We start from the raw sequence: 16,900 nt of genomic DNA on the forward strand, positions 1-16,900 counted from the left end.
CGTGACCGCGCTCGGACGCAGCACCGTCCGCCACGTCGTGGCCCTCCCGCATCGCGGGGAGGTCATCGAGCTCTCGTGGCACGGCGTCACGCACACCGGCTACCGTCGGGCCGCGAACGAGGACAGCTACCTCGCCGACGTGCCGCTTTTCGCCGTCGCCGACGGGATGGGCGGGCACGCGCACGGCGATCGAGCCTCAGACTCGGTCGTGCGGCGCCTGCAGGCCGCCGTCGACGGCGACTTCGTCGAGAGCGACGCGATCGCCGAGGCCCTGAGACTCGCGACGTGGGACATCCACGAGCTCGACGAGGAGGATCGCGGGATCGGCACGACGGTCACCGGCGTCGCGCTCACGATGCACGACGACCGACCGGTGCTGACCGTGTTCAACGTCGGCGATTCGCGCGTCTACAGCTTCATCGGCAACGAGCTGCGGCAGATCACGACCGACCACTCGATGGTGCAGGAGCTCGTCGACTCTGGACAGCTCTCGGCGGACGACGCCGAGAACCACCCCGAGGCCAACGTCATCACGCGAGCGGTCGGCTTCTCGACCGAGCCCGACGTCGACTTCGCGCGCATCCCCCTCATCCCCGGCATGCGCCTGCTGCTGTGCAGCGACGGCCTCACCAAGGAGGTGCCGGGCGAGCGCCTGCGGCTGCATCTCGCGGCGCGCCTGAGCGCGCGCGAGACCGCCAACGCGCTCGTCGACGCCGCCCTCGCGCAGGGCGGTCGCGACAACATCACCGTCATCGTCGTCGACGTCGTCAAGGCGCCCGAGACGCACGACTGAGCGAGGGCCGTTCCGATCGTCCGCCGCGCCCGCGTCGGGTCGGGTCGGGACGCGCGGCCGCTCGTACACTGGGGGGCATCGAGCCGGGAGGGGGGGTATCGATGGCGCGTCGACGACCATCGGAGCCGCCGATCCTGCCCGGCTTCTCGCACATCCGCCTGCTCGGCTCCGGCGGCTTCGCCGACGTCTTCCTGTACGAGCAGAACATGCCGCGGCGCCAGGTCGCCGTGAAGGTGATGCTCGCCGACGTCGTGACCGAGAACGTGCGCCAGATGTTCCAGGTCGAGGCCAACCTCATGGCGCAGCTGTCGTCGCACCCGTCGATCCTGACCGTCTACCAGGCGAGCATCTCGGCTGATGGTCGCCCCTACCTCGTCATGGAGCTGTGCTCGGCCCAGCTCGCCGAGCGCTACCGCCGCGAGCGGCTGCCGGTCGCCGAGGTGCTGCGCATCGCGGTGCAGATCGGCAGCGCCATCGAGACGGCGCACCGCCAGGGGGTGCTGCACCGCGACATCAAGCCCTCGAACATCCTCACCACGGCTTACGGGCACCCCGTGCTGAGCGACTTCGGCATCGCCGCCACCCTCAGCGCCGCCCCCACGCACGACACCGTCGGCATGTCGATCCCGTGGTCGGCGCCGGAGGTGCTGCTCGACCGCACCCCCGGCACGGTGCAGAGCGAGGTCTGGTCGCTCGCGGCCACCACCTACTCGCTGCTCGCCGGGCGTTCGCCGTTCGAGGTCACCGACGGGCCCAACACGAGCGACGAGCTCATCGGGCGCATCACCCGCGCCCGCGTGCCGGCGATCGGGCGCGACGACGTGCCGGAGGCGCTCGAGGCGGTGCTGCGCCGTGCGATGTCGAAGGATCCCGCCAAGCGCCAGCAGAGCGCGATCGAGCTCGTCCGCGAGCTGCAGCGCGTCGAGCTCGAGCTCGGGCTCGTGCCCACGCAGGCCGACGTCGCCGTCGACGACTGGGCGCTCGCGACGGTCTCCGATCCGGGCGACCGCACGATCGTGCGCGCCGTCACGCCCGCCGCCGCCGCTGCCCGCCCTGGCCGACGACGTCGCCGTGCGCTCGCCGCCGAGACCGCCGTCGCGGCGGAGGGCACCGGTTCGGCGACCGCGGGCGCGGGGCGCCGAGTGGCTGCCCGGTCGCGCGCGACCGCGGCGGTGCTCGTCGTCGTCTCGCTGCTCGTCGTGGGTCTGGGTGCGATCGGGACGGTGCTCGCCCTGCAGGGCGACGACGGCATCCCTCGCGTGACGGGCATCCAGGCCGCTCGCGACGGGTCGACCATCGTCTTCGCGTGGGACGACCCCGGCCTGCTCGACGGCGACACCTTCCGGGTGCAGGTCGCCGGCGGCGAGCAGACGCTGCAGCGGTCGACCGAGTTCGCGGTCGCCGCCGTGCCTGGCGATCGCGTGTGCGTGACCGTCACGGTCGTGCGCGAGGGCAGGGCAGGGGCGCCGAGCTCCGAGCGCTGCGCCGAGGCGGGGGAGTGAGCGCCTGATGCGTCGACTGCCGCGCGCGCGCCGCTCGGGCGTCGTCACCGCCACGAGCAGCGCGCTCGTCGCGGCCGTCATCGCCACCGCGGCGATCATCGCCCCCGGCTTCGAGGAGCAGCGGCTCGACCTCGACGACGGCTCCGTGTGGGTGGCCAACGGCGAGGAGCGCGCGATCGGGCGCGCCAACCTGCAGATCGCGGCGCTCGACACGATCGTCGAGTCGGAGGGCGCGGAGCTCAGCATCGTGCAGTCGCCCGACGAGATCGTCGTGCTCGACAGCGCGAGCGCGACCGCCGAGATCGTCGACGCGGCGCGCGCCGAGGTCGTCGAGAGCGTGCCCATGCCGCCCAACGACCCCTCGCTCGTGATCGACGGCGACACGGCGGTCGTGCACAGCGGCGGTTCGGGCGAGACCTGGGTCGTGCCGCGGCTGCTGCTGGCCGACTTCGACGCCGCTGCCGCGGCGCCCCTCGTCTTCGGCGAGGGCTCGGCCGTCGCCCTCGACGACCGGTACGGCATCGCGGCCGTCTCGCCGGCGACCGGCGAGGTGCTGCGCATCGACCCCGAGAGCCCCGACCAGGTGGAGGGCCGCTGGCCCGTGCCGATCGACGCCGACGCCTCGGTGCAGGTGACGATCGCGAGCGATCGCTGGGCGGTGCTCGAGACCGCCGCGCGCGTGCTGCGCACCCAGAGCGCGACCGTCGACCTCAGCGGGCTCCTGCCCGAGGGCTCGGAGCCCGTGCTCGCCGCCCCGGACGCCGGCGCGAGCGAGGTCGTCATCGCCCACCGCGGCGGCCTCCTGTCGGTGCCGCTCGACGGCGGTGAGCCGCGCACGATCGTCGAGGGGCGCGACGGCGTGCCCGCGCAGCCGATCCGCGCGGACGGGTGCCTGTTCGCGGCGTGGAGCGACGGCGTCGCCTGGCGCGACTGCGGCGGAGCGCCCCTGCAGCTCGACCTGGCGGGCGTCGCCCCCACCGCGGATCTCGCCTTCGCCGCGCGCGGGGCGAGCGTCGTGCTCAACGATCGCCGCACGGGCGCCGCCTGGGCGGTGCAGGAGGACGGCGCCCTCATCGACAACTGGGATGAGCTGCTGCGCGAGGAGGAGGACGAGCAGGAGGCCGAGCTCGACGAGCTCGACACCCCGCCCGAGCTCGAGCTCGCGCAGCAGCCGCCCATCGCCGTCGACGACGAGCTGGGGGCGAGGGCCGGGCGGTCGACGGCGCTGCCGGTGCTGCTGAACGACTCCGACCCGAACGGCGACGCCCTCGTCGTCAGCGAGCTCGAGCAGCTCGACCCGGGCGTGGGGCGCCTCGACATCGTCGGAGAGGGCCAGCTCGTGCAGCTCGCCCTCGAACCCGGAGCCTCCGGCGTCATCGACTTCGGCTACACGATCACCGACGGCCGCGGTGGCACGGCGAGCGCCGTCGTGCGCGTCGAGGTCCGCGCGCCGGGCGTGAACGGCGCGCCGGTGCAGGTGCGCCCGAGCAAGACGATCGTCGCCGAGGGCGGCAGCGTGACCGCGAACGTGCTCGGCGACTGGGTCGACCCCGACGGCGACCCGCTCTACCTCGCCGAGGCGACCATGGCCGCGCCGGATCGCGCGAGCTTCCGGCCCGACGGTCGCGTGACCGTGCAGGAGGAGGGCGGCACGGGCGAGCTGCGTCCCGTGGCGCTCACCGTCTCCGACGGCGTCGCCACCGGTGCCGGCACCCTCTCGGTCACCGTGCGGCCCGCCGGGCAGACGCCCATCATCGCCGACCCCTTCGTGGTCATCGCCTACGCCGGGCAGGAGGTGCGCATCGAGCCGCTCACGCACGTGCGCGGCGGCACGGGTGCGATCAGGCTCAGCGCCGTGCCCGCCAAGCCCGGCGCCACCATCACCCCGAGCCTCGACCGCGGCGTCGTGCGCTTCGTCAGCGACGAGGTGCGCACCCACTACCTCGACTACGTCGTCACCGACGGCGAGCAGACGGCGACGGGCGTCGTGCGCGTCGAGGTGCTCGCGCCGCCCGCCGCGGGCACGGCGCCGATCGCCGTGCCGAAGACGGTCTTCGTTCGCACCCTCAGCAGCGCCACCGTCGCCGTGGCGACGACCGACATCGATCCGGCCGGCGGCGTGCTCGTCGTCACAGGGGTCGCCGACGTGCCGCCCGCGAGCGGCATCCGCGCCGAGATCCTGGAGCAGCGCGACGTGCGCGTCACCCTGACGCGACCGCTCGAGGGGCCCACGAGCATCCGCTACGTCATCAGCAACGGCGCGGCCGACGCGACGGGCACGATCACCGTCATCGAGATCCCGCCGCTGGAGCGGCTGCAGCCGCCCATCGCCCGCGACGACAGCATCGTCGTGCGCGTCGGCGACGCCGTCACGATTCCCGTGCTCGCCAACGATGAGCACCCCGACGACGAGCCCATCACCCTCTCGCCGACGCTGCCGCTCGGGCTCGAGGGCGACTCCGGGCTGCTCTTCGTCTCCGGCGACGCCCTGCGCTACCTCGCGCCCGACCGGCCGGGCGAGTTCACCGCGGTCTACGAGGTGCTCGGCCCGCTCGGGCTCGAGCGCGCCCAGGCGAGCGTGCGCATCAGCGTGCGCGAGGTCGACGAGGCCACCAATGCGCCGCCCGTGCCCCGCACCGTGACGGCGCGGGTGATCGCCGGCGAGACCGTGCGCATCCGCATCCCCGTCGAGGGCATGGATCCGGATGGCGACTCGGTGCAGCTCATCGGGCAGGAGACCGCGCCGTCGAAGGGCACGGTCGTCGAGACCGGCCAGGACGTGCTCGAGTACGAGGCCGGCGTCTACAGCTCGGGCACCGACACCTTCCGCTACACCGTGGTCGACGCGCTCGGCGCTCGCGCGAGCGGCCTCATTCGCGTCGGCATCAGCCAGCGGCTGGAGGGCGCGCGCAACCCCGTCGCCAACGACGACCAGGTGACCGTGCGCACGGGCGTGAGCGTGCTCGTGCCCGTGCTCGAGAACGACACCGACCCCGACGGCTCGCCGCTCGAGGTCGTCGCCGTGGAGTCGACCGACGCGGAGGCCGAGGCCGAGGTCGTCGACGGTGAGTACGTGCGCATCACCCCTCCCGAGCGGGAGGGGCGCTACGGCTTCGTGTACGCGATCGAGAACGGGCTCGGCGGCGCCTCGCAGGCCTTCGTCTCCGTCGTCGTGCGCGAGGATGCCCCGCTCACGCCGCCCATCGCCCGCGACACCGTGCTCAGCCTCTCCGACATCCTCGACGCCGAGACCGTCGACGTCGACGTGCTCGCGAGCGTCTTCTTCGCCGAGGGCGAGGTCGGCGACCTCGGTCTCGAGCTCGTGCCCGGCTACGAGGGAGGCGCGCGGGTGCTCGGCAGCGGGGAGGTGCGGGTTCCCGTCGGCGAGCGTCGGCAGATCATCCCCTTCGTCGTCACGCACCCCGTCGACCCGAGCGTGCGCGCCTACGCCTTCATCTGGGTGCCCGGCACCGACGACGCCCTGCCGCAGCTCGACCCTCGCGCGCCCCGCATCGAGGTCGAGAGCGAGCGCACGATCGAGATCGACATCAACGACTACGTGCTCGCCGTCGGCGACGACGGCGTGAGGCTCACCGACTCGGCCACCGTGCAGGCGACCAACGCCGACGGCGGCGACCTCGTCGTCGATGACGACACCCTGCGATTCACCTCGGCCGACCTCTACTTCGGCCCCGCCTCGATCTCGTTCGAGGTGACCGACGGCACGAGCGCCGACGACCCTGAGGGTCGCGTCTCGACCATCGTGCTGCCCATCACGGTGACGCCGCGCGAGAACCAGCCGCCCGCGCTGCTCGGCGCCTCGCTCGAGCTCGAACCGGGCCAGGAGCGCGAGCTCGACCTCGTGCGCATCACCGGCTACCCCTACCCCGACGACGTCGACGAGCTCGCCTACGCGATCGTCGACGGGCCGACCTCGGGCCTCAGCGCGCGCGTCGACGGCCAGCGGCTCGTGCTCGCCGTCGACGACGACGCGCCCAAGGGCTCGACCGCGAGCGTGACGCTCTCGGTGCGCGACGACGCGGGGGAGGGCGTCGCGGGGCGCATCCAGGTGCTCGTCGTGCCCTCGACCCGACCCCTCGCGAGCCCCGCCGCCGACACCGCGATCGCGCCCCGCGGGCAGAGCACCGTCGTCGACGTGCTCGCCAACGATCAGGCGGGCAACCCCTTCCCGGAGCAGCCGCTGCGCGTCGTCGCGATCCGCGGGCTCGACGGCGCCACGCTGCCCGCCGGCGTCTCCATCGTCCCCGCCGACGGCGGGCAGAGCCTGCGCGTGACCGTCGCCGACGACGCCGCGCCGGCCGACTCGACGCTGCAGTACCAGGTCGCCGACGCCACCGACGACCCCGACCGCTACGTCTGGGCATCGGTGCGCATCTCGGTGCAGGACGTTCCCGACCCGGTCACCGACCTCCGCGTGCAGTCGTACGGCGACCGGCGCGTCGAGGTCGCCTGGTCGCCCGGCAGCGCCAACAACGCGCCGATCGAGACGTTCCGCGCCACCGTGACCCGGGCATCCGACGGCTCGGTCGTCGACACGGTCGACTGCGCCTTCTCGCCGTGCGCGGTGCCGACGCCCGGCAACGGGCCGGAGAACAGCGTCCGCATCGCCGTCACCGCGGTCAACGCGCAGGGCGCCTCCGAGCCGACCGCGCTGCCCGAGGCCGTCTGGTCCGACGTCGTGCCGCCCGCGCCGCCCATCGTCGGCATCGCCCCCCTCGACCGCGGCCTGCGCATCGGGTGGAGCAAGCCGGAGCAGGACGCCGACGCGTCGCCCATCCGCTCGTACCGGGTCGTCGCCGGGCCCGTCGTGCGCCAGCTGAGCGTCGCCGCCTCCGACCCCGTCGGTACCGTCTACTGGCTCAACGTCGTGGACGCCGCACTCGAGAACGGCACCTCCTACGCGCTCAGCGTGAGCGCGCGCAACGACTCCTTCGACCCGCTGACCGTGTGGAACAGCTCCGAGGGTTCCGGCACGCCGGCGGGCGCGCCCCTCGTCGTCGGTGCTCCGAGCGCCTCCGGGTCGACGACCGGCACCGGCGACAGCGGCCACAGCGTGAGCGTCTCGTGGGCAGGCGTCTTCGCCGCCAACGGCCGGGCCGTGCAGCGCCACTACGTCTGGGTCGGCGAGTCCGGGCCAGCGCCGGAGTGCACCGTGACCGGCGTCGACGAGGGCTCGCCCTCGCTCGCCCCGCCCTCCGGCGCGACCGCCGTCGCCGTCGACGCCACCTCGCTCACCGTGAGCGGCCTGCGCGCCGACGTGCAGTATCGCGTCGTCGTCTACGCCTGGAACGGCCAGGGCTGCACCGCGAGCGCCGAGGTGCGGGCGACCCCTCGAGCCGTGCCGGGGCAGGTCACGAGCATCACCGCGAGCGAGCCGCAGCCCAACGGCGAGGGGCGCTGGGATGTCCGGCTGCAGTCCGCCGCGACCGCGAGCGGGGCGGCCGAGCTCGTGCGGTATCGCCTGCTCATCGACGGCGTCGCCGCCGCGGACTCCGCGCTCGTCGACGTGCCCACCCTGCTCACCACCCCGGACGGTGCGCACTACGGCAGGGGCCTGCAGGTGCAGGTGCAGGCGTGCGAGCAGAACGAGACGCTGCTGTGCGGGCCGTGGTCCGACGCCTTCGTGATCGCGACCGCCGTGCTCATCGACGCGCGCCCCGTCTTCACGGAGACGGCCACCGCGCCGGCCGAGCGCGAGGTGACGATCGACTGGACGCCCGTGACCGGCACCGCCTACGACGGCGTGCAGCACGAGTGCCTCGGCGGCACCGTGCTCGCTCAGGACGACGCGGCCGGCACCTGCACGATGCTCATCGGGCCGGGCGACACGCCCCAGCTGCGCGTGGTCGTGACCGATGCCGGGGTCGCCTACGAGAGAACCTACGAACCGTGAGGCAGGCTGGAGGCCGCACGGGCATCCGTCGACGAGAGGCAGCAGCACGATGACCATGACCCCCGACCAGGCGCGCTGGTTCGCCGACATCGCCGGACGCATCGTGGCGAACGTCGAGCACGTGCTGCTCGGCAAGAGCTACGTCATCCGCCTCAGCCTCACGGCGCTGCTGAGCGAGGGGCACCTGCTGCTGGAGGACGTGCCCGGCACCGGCAAGACGTCGCTCGCCCGCGCGCTCGCGCAGAGCATCCGCGGCACCACCACGCGCGTGCAGTTCACACCGGACCTGCTGCCCGGCGACATCACCGGCATCACCGTGTACGACCAGCGCTCGGGGGAGTTCTCGTTCCACCGCGGGCCCGTCTTCGCCACGATCGTGCTCGCCGACGAGATCAACCGAGCCTCGCCGAAGACCCAGTCGGCGCTGCTCGAGGTCATGGAGGAGGGGCACGTCACCGTCGACGGCGTCGAGCACGAGGTCGAGGCGCCGTTCCTCGTCATCGCGACGCAGAACCCGATCGAGCAGGCCGGCACCTACCGGCTGCCCGAGGCGCAGCTCGACCGCTTCCTCATGAAGACGGCGATCGGGTACCCCGACCACGCCGCCACCGTGCGGATCCTCGACGGAGCGAGCGGCGCCCGCGCCTCGAAGCTCGAGCCGGTCGTCGGCCTCGACGTCGTGCGCGACCTCATCGGCGCCGCCCGCACGGTGCACGTCGACCCCGTCATCACCGACTACGTCGCGCGTCTCGTGGAGGCCACGCGCGCGCACACGGACGTCCGGCTCGGCGCGAGCGTGCGCGGTGCTCTCGCGCTCGTGCGCTGCGCGAAGACCTACGCGGCCATGGAGGGGCGCCACTACGTGATCCCCGACGACGTCAAGGCGCTCGTCGAGCCCGTGCTGGGGCACCGCCTCATCCTCGACCCCGAGTCGGAGTTCGACGGCGTCACCGCCTCCTCCGTCATGGGGCAGGTGCTGCTCGAGACGCCGCCGCCGAGCGATCGGGTCGCCGTGTGAGCCTGCGCACCGCCGACCGCTCGCGCACCGCCTCGCGCGGCGGCACGAGCACGCGGGGCGCCGAGACGCACGGCGGGCGCGCCGACGAGTCGACGCTCACCTCGACGGTCACGACGGCGCGTACGCGCATCGTCGGCGACCGCACCGGCTGGTGGGCGGATGCCCTGGTCGCGATCGTGCGCGCCGCCCGTGCCCTCGGGGCCGGCCTCGATCGCGTGCGCCGCGCCGCCTCCTCGGTCGTCACCCCGCTCGGCTGGACCGTGGCCGCGGTCGCCCCGCTCGCCCTGCTCGCCGGTCTCACGTGGGGCTGGCGCGAGCTCGTCGTCCTCGGGGTCGCGGCCGCCGCCCTCGCGCTCGTGGCGCTGCTCTACCTGATCGGTCGCACGCCGCTGCGCGTCCAGCTCGCCCCGCCGCCGAGCCGCGTCGCGGTGGGCGACGAGGCGCTCGCTCGCCTGGTCATCGAGAACCGCTCGCGCCGGCGGGCGTTCGGCGCCTCGCTCGACGTGCCGGTGGGGCCCGCGATCGTGCCGGTCGCCCTGCCCGGCCTCGCGCGGGGCGCCGTCATCGAGCGCGACGTGCCGGTGCCGACCGCTCGCCGGGGGCGCCTGCTGCTCGGTCCGGTGCGCACGGTGCGCGCTGACCCGATCGGGCTCGTGCGCCGCGAGGTCACTTTCACCGACGGGGTCGAGATCGTCATCCATCCCCGCACGGTCGACATCCCCTCGACCTCGAGCGGACTCGTGCGCGACCTGGAGGGGCAGCCCACCCGCGACCTCACCACGAGCGACCTCGCCTTTCACGCGCTGCGCGAGTACGTGCCGGGCGATGACCGACGGCACATCCACTGGAAGTCGACGGCGAAGACCGGCACCTTCATGGTGCGGCAGTTCGAGGAGACCCGGCGCTCGCACCTCGTCGTCGCGCTCAGCGTCGCGAGCATCGACTTCGCCTCCGAGGCCGAGTTCGAGCTGGCGGTGAGCACCGCGGGCAGCCTGGGCGCCCGCGCCATCCGGGATGCGCGCGAGGTCTCGGTCGTCGTCTCCGCCCTCACCCCCGAGTTCGCGAAGCGCACCGTCGTCGCGACGCGGTCGCTCGCGACGATCGCTCCCGCGCGACTGCTCGACGACCTGGCGCTCGTGGAACTCAGCGCGTCGGCGCTCGGCGTCGTCGACGTGAGCCGGCTCGTCGGCGGCGGCGCCCGCGGGGTCTCGGTGGCGTTCCTCGTCGTGGGGTCGAGCGTCCGGCCGGCGCGGCTGCGCTCCGCGGCTGCGGCGTTCCCGCCCTCGGTCGAGGTCGTCGCCATCCAGTGCGACCCCGAGACAGTGCCGGGCCGCCGGCGGCTGAGCGGACTGACGGTCGTGACGATCGGCTCGCTGGCCGACCTGCGCCGTGCCATGCGCGGCGGTGACGAGTGGTGAGCGCGCCGCGCTCGACCGGGCCGCGCGGGGGCAGCTCCGCGCGGTCGCGGCCGGCCGTCCGACGCGCCCCTCGACCGGTGGCGCGCCCCGCCGTGCTCGCCTCGGCCATCGCGATGACCCTCGCCTCCTGGGCGATCGTGGCCGTCGCGCTCTGGCCGATCTACCGAGCGCTACCGTTCGTGGTGCTCGCGGCGATCGCGATCTCGGTCGGAACGGCGGTCGCCACCGCCGGGGCGCTCCTGCGCTGGGCCGGGTGGGGTGTCCTGCTGGCGACGGTCGCGGTCTTCACGATCCTCGGCGTGCCCCTCGCGGTGCCCGCGCGCACGGTCTACGGCGTGCTGCCGGAACCGGCCGGGCTGCTCGAGCTCGCCGCGGGCGTCGTGCTCGGCTGGCGCCAGCTGCTCACGATCGAGCTGCCGGTGGGCTCGTACGAGTCGCTCCTCGTGCCCGCGTTCGTGCTGCTGCTCGCGGGGCCCGTCATCACCCTGTCGATCGCCGTGCGCACGGCCCGACCCGCGCTCGCCGCGGCCGTGCCCGCGCTCGCGTTCCTGCTCGCGATCGCGCTCGGCCGCGACGATCGGCCGCTGCCGCTGGGCAGCGCCGCCGTGCTCGCGGTCGTGCTCATGCTGTGGATGGCCGCGCTGCGCCGGCACCGCCGCACCGATCTGTTGCGCGCCGGGGGGCCGTCGAACCCGCAGGACGCCCGGGCCGCCGTCGTGCGGGCCTTCGCCTCGGCGGTCGTCCTGCTCCTCATCGCCGTGGGGGGCGGCATCGCGGCCGCGCTCGCGGCACCGCTGCCCGACGAGCGGGTCGTGCTGCGCTCGCTCGTGGAGCGCCCCTTCGATCCTCGTGAGCTGCCGAGCCCGCTGTCGGGCTACCGCGCGGCCTTCGATCCCGCCGTCGCAGATTCTCCGGCGCTGCGCGTCGCGGGTGCCCCGGAGGGCGCTCGGATCCGGGTCGCGACGCTCGACAGCTATGACGGGGTCGTCTTCGCCGTCGGCAGCGACGAGGTCGCGGCCGCCTCGGGTCGATTCGTGCGCATCCCCACCGAGCGCGACGTCGACGTCCCGGGGGAGCGGCTCGACATCGAGATCGAGGTGCTGCGCTCGCTCGGCTCCTGGCTGCCGACCGTCGGAGTCTTCCGCGGCGTCCGATTCCTCGGCGACGACGCGGCCGACGTGCGCGACCGGGTGCGCCTCAACACGACCACCGGCACCGCCGCCCTCCTCGGCGGCACGCCGGCCGGCACCGCCTACGTGCTCGATGCGGTCGTGGCCGAGGAGGCGCCGCTCGATCTGGCCCGCTCGGCGCCCGGCGCGAGCGCCGTGCCCGGCATCGCCGCCGTTCCCGACGAGCTGCGGGCCTGGCTCGAGGGCGTCACCGCGGGCATCGACGGGGCCGGCCCTCGACTGGATGCTGCGCTCGAGGCGATCCGCGAGCAGGGCTACATCTCCCACGGCGTCGACCCCGACGAGCCCGCGAGTCGCTCCGGGCACTCCCTCGACCGTCTCGCCGAGCTCATCACGCGGCGTCCGATGGTCGGCGACGCCGAGCAGTACGCGGTGCTCGCCGCACTCGTGGCGCGCGAGCTCGGCTTTCCCTCGCGCGTCGTGCTCGGCTACGGGCCCCTCGAGGGCCGCAGCGCCACCCTCCGCGCCGATGCCCTGACGGCCTGGATTGAGGTCGACGTCCTCGAGAGGGGGTGGACGCCGGTCGACGTCGTGCCACCCGAGCGCGAGATCCCGCCGCAGGAGCCGCAGGAGCCGGTGCCGGTCTCGCGGCCGCAGAACGCCGTGCAGCCCCCCGTCGAGCCTCCGCCGCCCGCCGACGAGCAGGCGCCCCCCGCGACCGAGCCCACGGAGCGGCCCGCTGCCGATCCGATCCTGGAGCTCCTGCTGGCGATCGCGCGCATCGCCGCGATCGTGCTCGCGGCCCTCGCGCTCCTCGCGGCGCCCTTCGTCGGGGTCGTGGCGGCGAAGGCGGGGCGCCGGCGGCGTCGACGCCGCGCGGCCGACCCGACCCTGCGCATCCTCGGCGGATGGCGGGAGCTCACCGACGCCGCCGTCGACCACGGCGTCGACCTGCCCGCGGGCGCCACGCGGCGCGAGGTCGCCGTGCTCGTCGGTCAGCCGCAGGCTGGCGTGCTCGCGCGCGTCGCCGACCGCGTCGACTACGCGCCCGAGCCGCCCGAGCCCGGCGAGGCCGACCGCGTCTGGAGCGCCGTCGACGCAGTGCGTGCGGGGCTGGATGCCCGGGCCGGCCGCCGCGAGCGGTGGCGCGCCGCGCTCTCCTTGCGTTCGCTGCGCGGGTATCGTGGCCGCTCGAAGGGCCAGCGAGGGAGGCGAGCACCGTGATCTGCCAGCACTGCGGTGCCGCGCTGCCGCCGATCGCGATGTTCTGCGGAGAGTGCGGCCGCTCGGTCGCCGCGCGCTCGCCGATCGTCCCGCCCGTGCCGCTCACGTCGGCCGCGATGCCCTTCTCCGCGAGCGAGCCGCTCTCGATCACCCCGGCGAGCCCGCCCGCCCCGGACGAGCCTCCGCTCGCGAGCCCCGGGGCGCCGTCGGCGGTGGCGGATGCTCCGCTCACGCCGCCCGCCCCGCCCCTCTCTCTGCCCCCGGTCGTCCCGGTGCGGCCGGTCGTGCCGCTCGCGCCGACGCCGGTGACCCCGCCGAGTCCGCCCTCCACCGAGAGTGCGGGGGATTCCGCGCCGCACGATGGAGCGGCGCACTGCGCCCGCTGCGGCGCCGCTGCGGAGCCGGGCGACGTGTTCTGCGGCACGTGCGGAGAACGGCTGCCCTCGCCGGCCCCGCTGCCGTCGGTCTCCGCGGCGCCGACGCCGACCCCGGTGGCCGAGCGACCGGTGCCGACCCCGGCGAGCCCGCCCCAGCCGTGGGTCTCGCCGCCGTCGCCGGCGAGCGCGGTCGCTCCTGTCGCTCCCGTCGCTCCGCCCGTGCCGCACGCCGTGGAGTCGACGCTCGATCCCGACACCGAGAACACCCGCCTGGTGCCGCGCGGCACGACGGGCGCCCGTTTCGTGCTGCAGTTCTCCACCGGCGAGAGCTACACGGTGCTCGGCTCGGGCATCATCGGCCGCAATCCCACGCCCGAACCGGGCGAGGCGATCGACCACATCGTGACGATCGTCGATCCGGGCCGCTCGGTGTCGAAGTCGCATCTGGAGTTCGGTCAGGACAACGGCGTGTTCTGGGTGAGCGATCGGCACTCCGGCAACGGCTCGGTGATCCGCGAACCGGGCTCCGAGCCCCGCTACTGCGAGCCCGGCCGCCGCTATCGCGTGGTCCGCGGCACGCGCATCGACATCGGCGAGCAGTTCGTCGTCGTCAGCTGACGACCGCTCCTCCCCAGCCCGCCTCCTCTCGGGCGGATGCCCGAACCGCCCGTCCGCGCCGCTGCCCACCGCCGCGACCCGCTTCACTGCCGGCATGCATCGCCTGCCGCCTCTGCCGAGCCTCCCGGCCCCGCCGCCGCGCACGCCGTTCCCCGTGATCGCGGTCGTCGCTCCGGCGGTGGGGGCGGTCGTCGTCTCGCTCGTCACGGGCTCGCTCTTCGTGCTCGTCTTCGCGGCGCTCAGCCCGATCATCGCGATCGCGACGTCGCTGGATGCCCGACGCGCCGCCCGCCGCCACCGACGCGACGAGGCGGCCCGCTTCGATCGCGACTGCGCGTCGTGGCTGGCCCGAGTGCCCGAGCTCCACGCCGCCGAGCGCGCCAGGGCCGACGCCGAGCATCCGCCGGCCCGGGTGCTCGCCGCCGCGGCCGCGCCGCCCGACCCGGCCTCGCCCGTGCGCATCGGCACCGCGGCGGCGCCGAGCGGCACGCTGCCCGAGGCTGCGGAGCCGCCCGGTGACGGGCCCGAGCACGCGCGGCTACGCGAGCTCGTGACCTCGGCGCGCCTGCATCCCGCGCTTCCTGTGCTCATCGATCCCGGTCGCGTCGCGGTGCTCGGGCGCGGCGTCGTCGCCGAGTCGGTCGCGCGCGCGCTCGAGCTGCACCCCGGCTGCGCGGTGCTGCGCTCCCGGGCCGCGATCGCCCCGGACGAGACGCCGATCGCCGAGATCGTCATCGAGTCGGCGACGCGCGCGCGACTGCGCACGCCCGACGGCGTGGAGCGGAGCATCCGGCCCGAGGGCCTCTCCCGCCGCGAGCGCGACCGCGCCCACGCTCGCCGCGCACGACCGGGCGCCCGCCTCCCCGAGTCGGTGCCGTGGTCGGCGCTCGCGGCCGCCGCAGCGGCGGAGGGCCGACCGATCGCGCCGGGCGCGATCGGCGTCGCCGCATCGGGGGAGGCTGCGCTGGATCTGCTCGGGGAGTCGCCGCACGCGCTGATCGGCGGTACGACGGGCAGCGGCAAGAGCGAGCTGCTGCGCACGCTCGCGCTCTCCTGGGCGGTGGGAGCGACGCCGCAGGCGCGGTCGATCCTGCTCGTCGACTTCAAGGGCGGTTCCGCCTTCGCCGAGCTCGCCGGCCTGCCGCACGTCGTCGGCCTCATCACCGACCTCGACGCCCGCGCCGCGGGGCGCGCACTGCGCAGCCTCCGGGCCGAGCTGCGCCGACGCGAGTCGCTGCTGCTCGAGCATCGCGCGCGCGACATCCGCGAGCTCGCCGAGGGCGTACTCGCGCGGCTGCTCGTGCTCGTCGACGAGTACGCCGCGCTCGTCGAGGCATTTCCGGAGCTGCAGCCGCTCTTCGCCGATCTGGCCGCGCGGGGTCGCTCGCTCGGCATCCATCTGGTGCTGTGCACGCAACGTCCGGCGGGCGTCGTGCGCGACGCGGTCGCGGCCAACTGCGGCATCCGCGTCGCCTTCCGCCTGACCTCGCCCTCTGACGCGGCGGGTCTGCTGGCCGAGACCCCGCCCTCGCCCGACGCCCCGCCGGGCCGCGCGGTCATCTCCGTGGCCGGCCGAGTGGACACCGTGCAGGTGGCGACGATCGACGAGCGCGACGCGATGGCCGTCGCCGCGCGCTGGGCGGCCGCCCCCCGCGCCGACCGGCCCTGGCTGCCGCCGCTGCCGAGCGCGCTCACGACGTCCGAGCTCACCACCCTGCCCGCGTCCGGGCTCGGGGCGACGCACACCGCTGAGCCGCACGCGACCTCATCCCCCTTCGCCCCGTCGATCGATGGCCCGGATGCCCCGCTCACGGTGCCCTTCGGCATGCTCGACGACCCCGACCGTCAGCGGCGAGCGCTCGCCGCGTGGAGCCCGCGCCGCGATGGCTCGCTGCTCGTGGCCGGCGCGCACGGCAGCGGCGTCGAGCTCGCCCTGGCGGCCCTCGCCGAGGGGGCGCTCGAGCACGGCGCGCGCGTCGAGGTGCTGCCCGCGACCCTCGCCGACGCCCTCGGAGCGATCGGCGAGCTGCGCGACGCCCTCGACACCGCGGCCAGCCACCGCGCGGGGGCGCCCTCGACTCCGGTCGTCGTCATCGCCCCGGCCCTCGACGCGCTCGTCGCCGAGGCGGGGGATGCTGCGCTCGACCTCCTCGACGCCCTCGACGCGCTCATCCGGAGGGTCCGCCGCGACGGCGGAGGGCTCGTCGCGAGCGCGGAGTCGGTGCTGCGGGCGCGCTCCGGCATCGTCGGCCGCTTCGACTCGATCCTGCTGCTGCGCGTCACCTCGCTCGACGACCACCGCGCCGCCGGGGGCGACCCGACCGACTTCGATCCGGATGCTGCTCCCGGTCGCGGGCGCTGGCAGGGCGCCGAGGTCCAGGTCGCCCGCGCCCGCGGCCCGCTGCCGACGCCGCGCCGCCCGCTCGTCGAGCCCTGGCGGCCCGCGGCGGGGGAGTGCGTCGCTGTGGTCTCGCGGCAGCCCTCCCGCACGGCTCGCGCCCTCGCGGGGTTCGGGTGGCGCACCTCGCTCGACCCTGCCGCGCTCGACGCGCGCGACGCGACCGAACCGCACGCTCAGCGCGCCGCGTCCGCTCCCGCCGCCGGGGCGACTCCCCGTCCGGGCGCCGACATCGCGGCGCCCCGAGCGGTCGTCGCCGACGCGGAGACCTGGCAGGCGAACTGGGCGGCGCTCGCGCGCGTGCGCCGCGACGGCACGATCGTGCTCGTCGACGCGAGCGCCTCCGAGGCACGCGCGGTGCTCGGGCCGTCGATGCGGATCCCGCTGCGCGGCGACGACCCGGAGGAGATCGTCGTGCTCGCCGCGGGAGAGACGCCGAAGCGGGCCCGCTGGAGCGGACCCGCTTCGGAGGATCGGCCGGAACGTCGACGCAGCGGTTGAGACGTCG

8 protein-coding genes are annotated in these 16,900 nt (G+C 75.1%); all 8 read left to right on the forward strand.

Annotation, left to right across the window (positions count from 1 at the left end; translation table 11 throughout):
• The first annotated feature begins 1 nt into the window (after position 1).
• The 8 genes from ID804_RS05190 (at position 2) to ID804_RS05225 (ending at position 16,893) form a co-directional block, all read left to right on the forward strand.
• Complete coding sequence (locus ID804_RS05190; protein ID WP_169077930.1) at positions 2-793, forward strand: PP2C family protein-serine/threonine phosphatase; 792 nt, start codon at positions 2-4, stop codon at positions 791-793.
• A gap of 101 nt (positions 794-894) precedes the next feature.
• A complete protein-coding gene (locus tag ID804_RS05195; protein ID WP_169077931.1) occupies positions 895-2,295 on the forward strand; it encodes a serine/threonine-protein kinase in 1,401 nt (466 codons plus the stop codon).
• A gap of 7 nt (positions 2,296-2,302) precedes the next feature.
• Positions 2,303-8,209 (forward strand): Ig-like domain-containing protein, encoded by a 5,907-nt coding sequence (locus ID804_RS05200; RefSeq protein WP_169077932.1) that lies wholly within the window; start codon positions 2,303-2,305, stop codon positions 8,207-8,209.
• A gap of 49 nt (positions 8,210-8,258) precedes the next feature.
• Entirely contained in the window at positions 8,259-9,227 is a 969-nt protein-coding gene (locus ID804_RS05205) for an AAA family ATPase (protein ID WP_169077933.1), read from the forward strand.
• The gene (locus ID804_RS05210; protein WP_317451180.1) at positions 9,224-10,645 is read left to right on the forward strand and encodes a DUF58 domain-containing protein; all 1,422 of its coding nucleotides are present in this window, start codon (positions 9,224-9,226) and stop codon (positions 10,643-10,645) included. Before ID804_RS05205 ends, ID804_RS05210 begins: the two co-directional genes overlap by 4 nt.
• Positions 10,646-10,722: 77 nt before the next feature.
• Positions 10,723-12,999 carry a transglutaminaseTgpA domain-containing protein gene (locus tag ID804_RS05215; protein WP_169077934.1) on the forward strand — a complete coding sequence of 759 codons (2,277 nt, stop codon included), beginning with the start codon at positions 10,723-10,725 and terminating at the stop codon, positions 12,997-12,999.
• Positions 12,996-13,994, forward strand: a complete 999-nt coding sequence (locus ID804_RS05220) for a zinc-ribbon domain-containing protein (protein WP_169077935.1) — start codon at positions 12,996-12,998, stop codon at positions 13,992-13,994. Before ID804_RS05215 ends, ID804_RS05220 begins: the two co-directional genes overlap by 4 nt.
• Before the next feature lie 94 nt (positions 13,995-14,088).
• Positions 14,089-16,893, forward strand: a complete 2,805-nt coding sequence (locus ID804_RS05225) for an FtsK/SpoIIIE domain-containing protein (protein ID WP_169077936.1) — start codon at positions 14,089-14,091, stop codon at positions 16,891-16,893.
• The last annotated feature ends 7 nt before the right edge of the window (positions 16,894-16,900 follow it).

It is taken from the genome of Microcella alkalica, from assembly GCF_014595885.1.
Classification (GTDB): Bacteria; Actinomycetota; Actinomycetes; order Actinomycetales; family Microbacteriaceae; genus Microcella; species Microcella alkaliphila_B.

Excerpts from the sequence above, each read along its gene's own strand:
- ID804_RS05195 (WP_169077931.1), top strand. The coding sequence starts at position 895 with ATGGCGCGTCGACGACCATCGGAGCCGCCGATCCTGCCCGGCTTCTCG.
- ID804_RS05200 (WP_169077932.1), top strand. The coding sequence starts at position 2,303 with ATGCGTCGACTGCCGCGCGCGCGCCGCTCGGGCGTCGTCACCGCCACG.
- ID804_RS05205 (WP_169077933.1), top strand. The coding sequence starts at position 8,259 with ATGACCATGACCCCCGACCAGGCGCGCTGGTTCGCCGACATCGCCGGA.
- ID804_RS05225 (WP_169077936.1), top strand. The coding sequence starts at position 14,089 with ATGCATCGCCTGCCGCCTCTGCCGAGCCTCCCGGCCCCGCCGCCGCGC.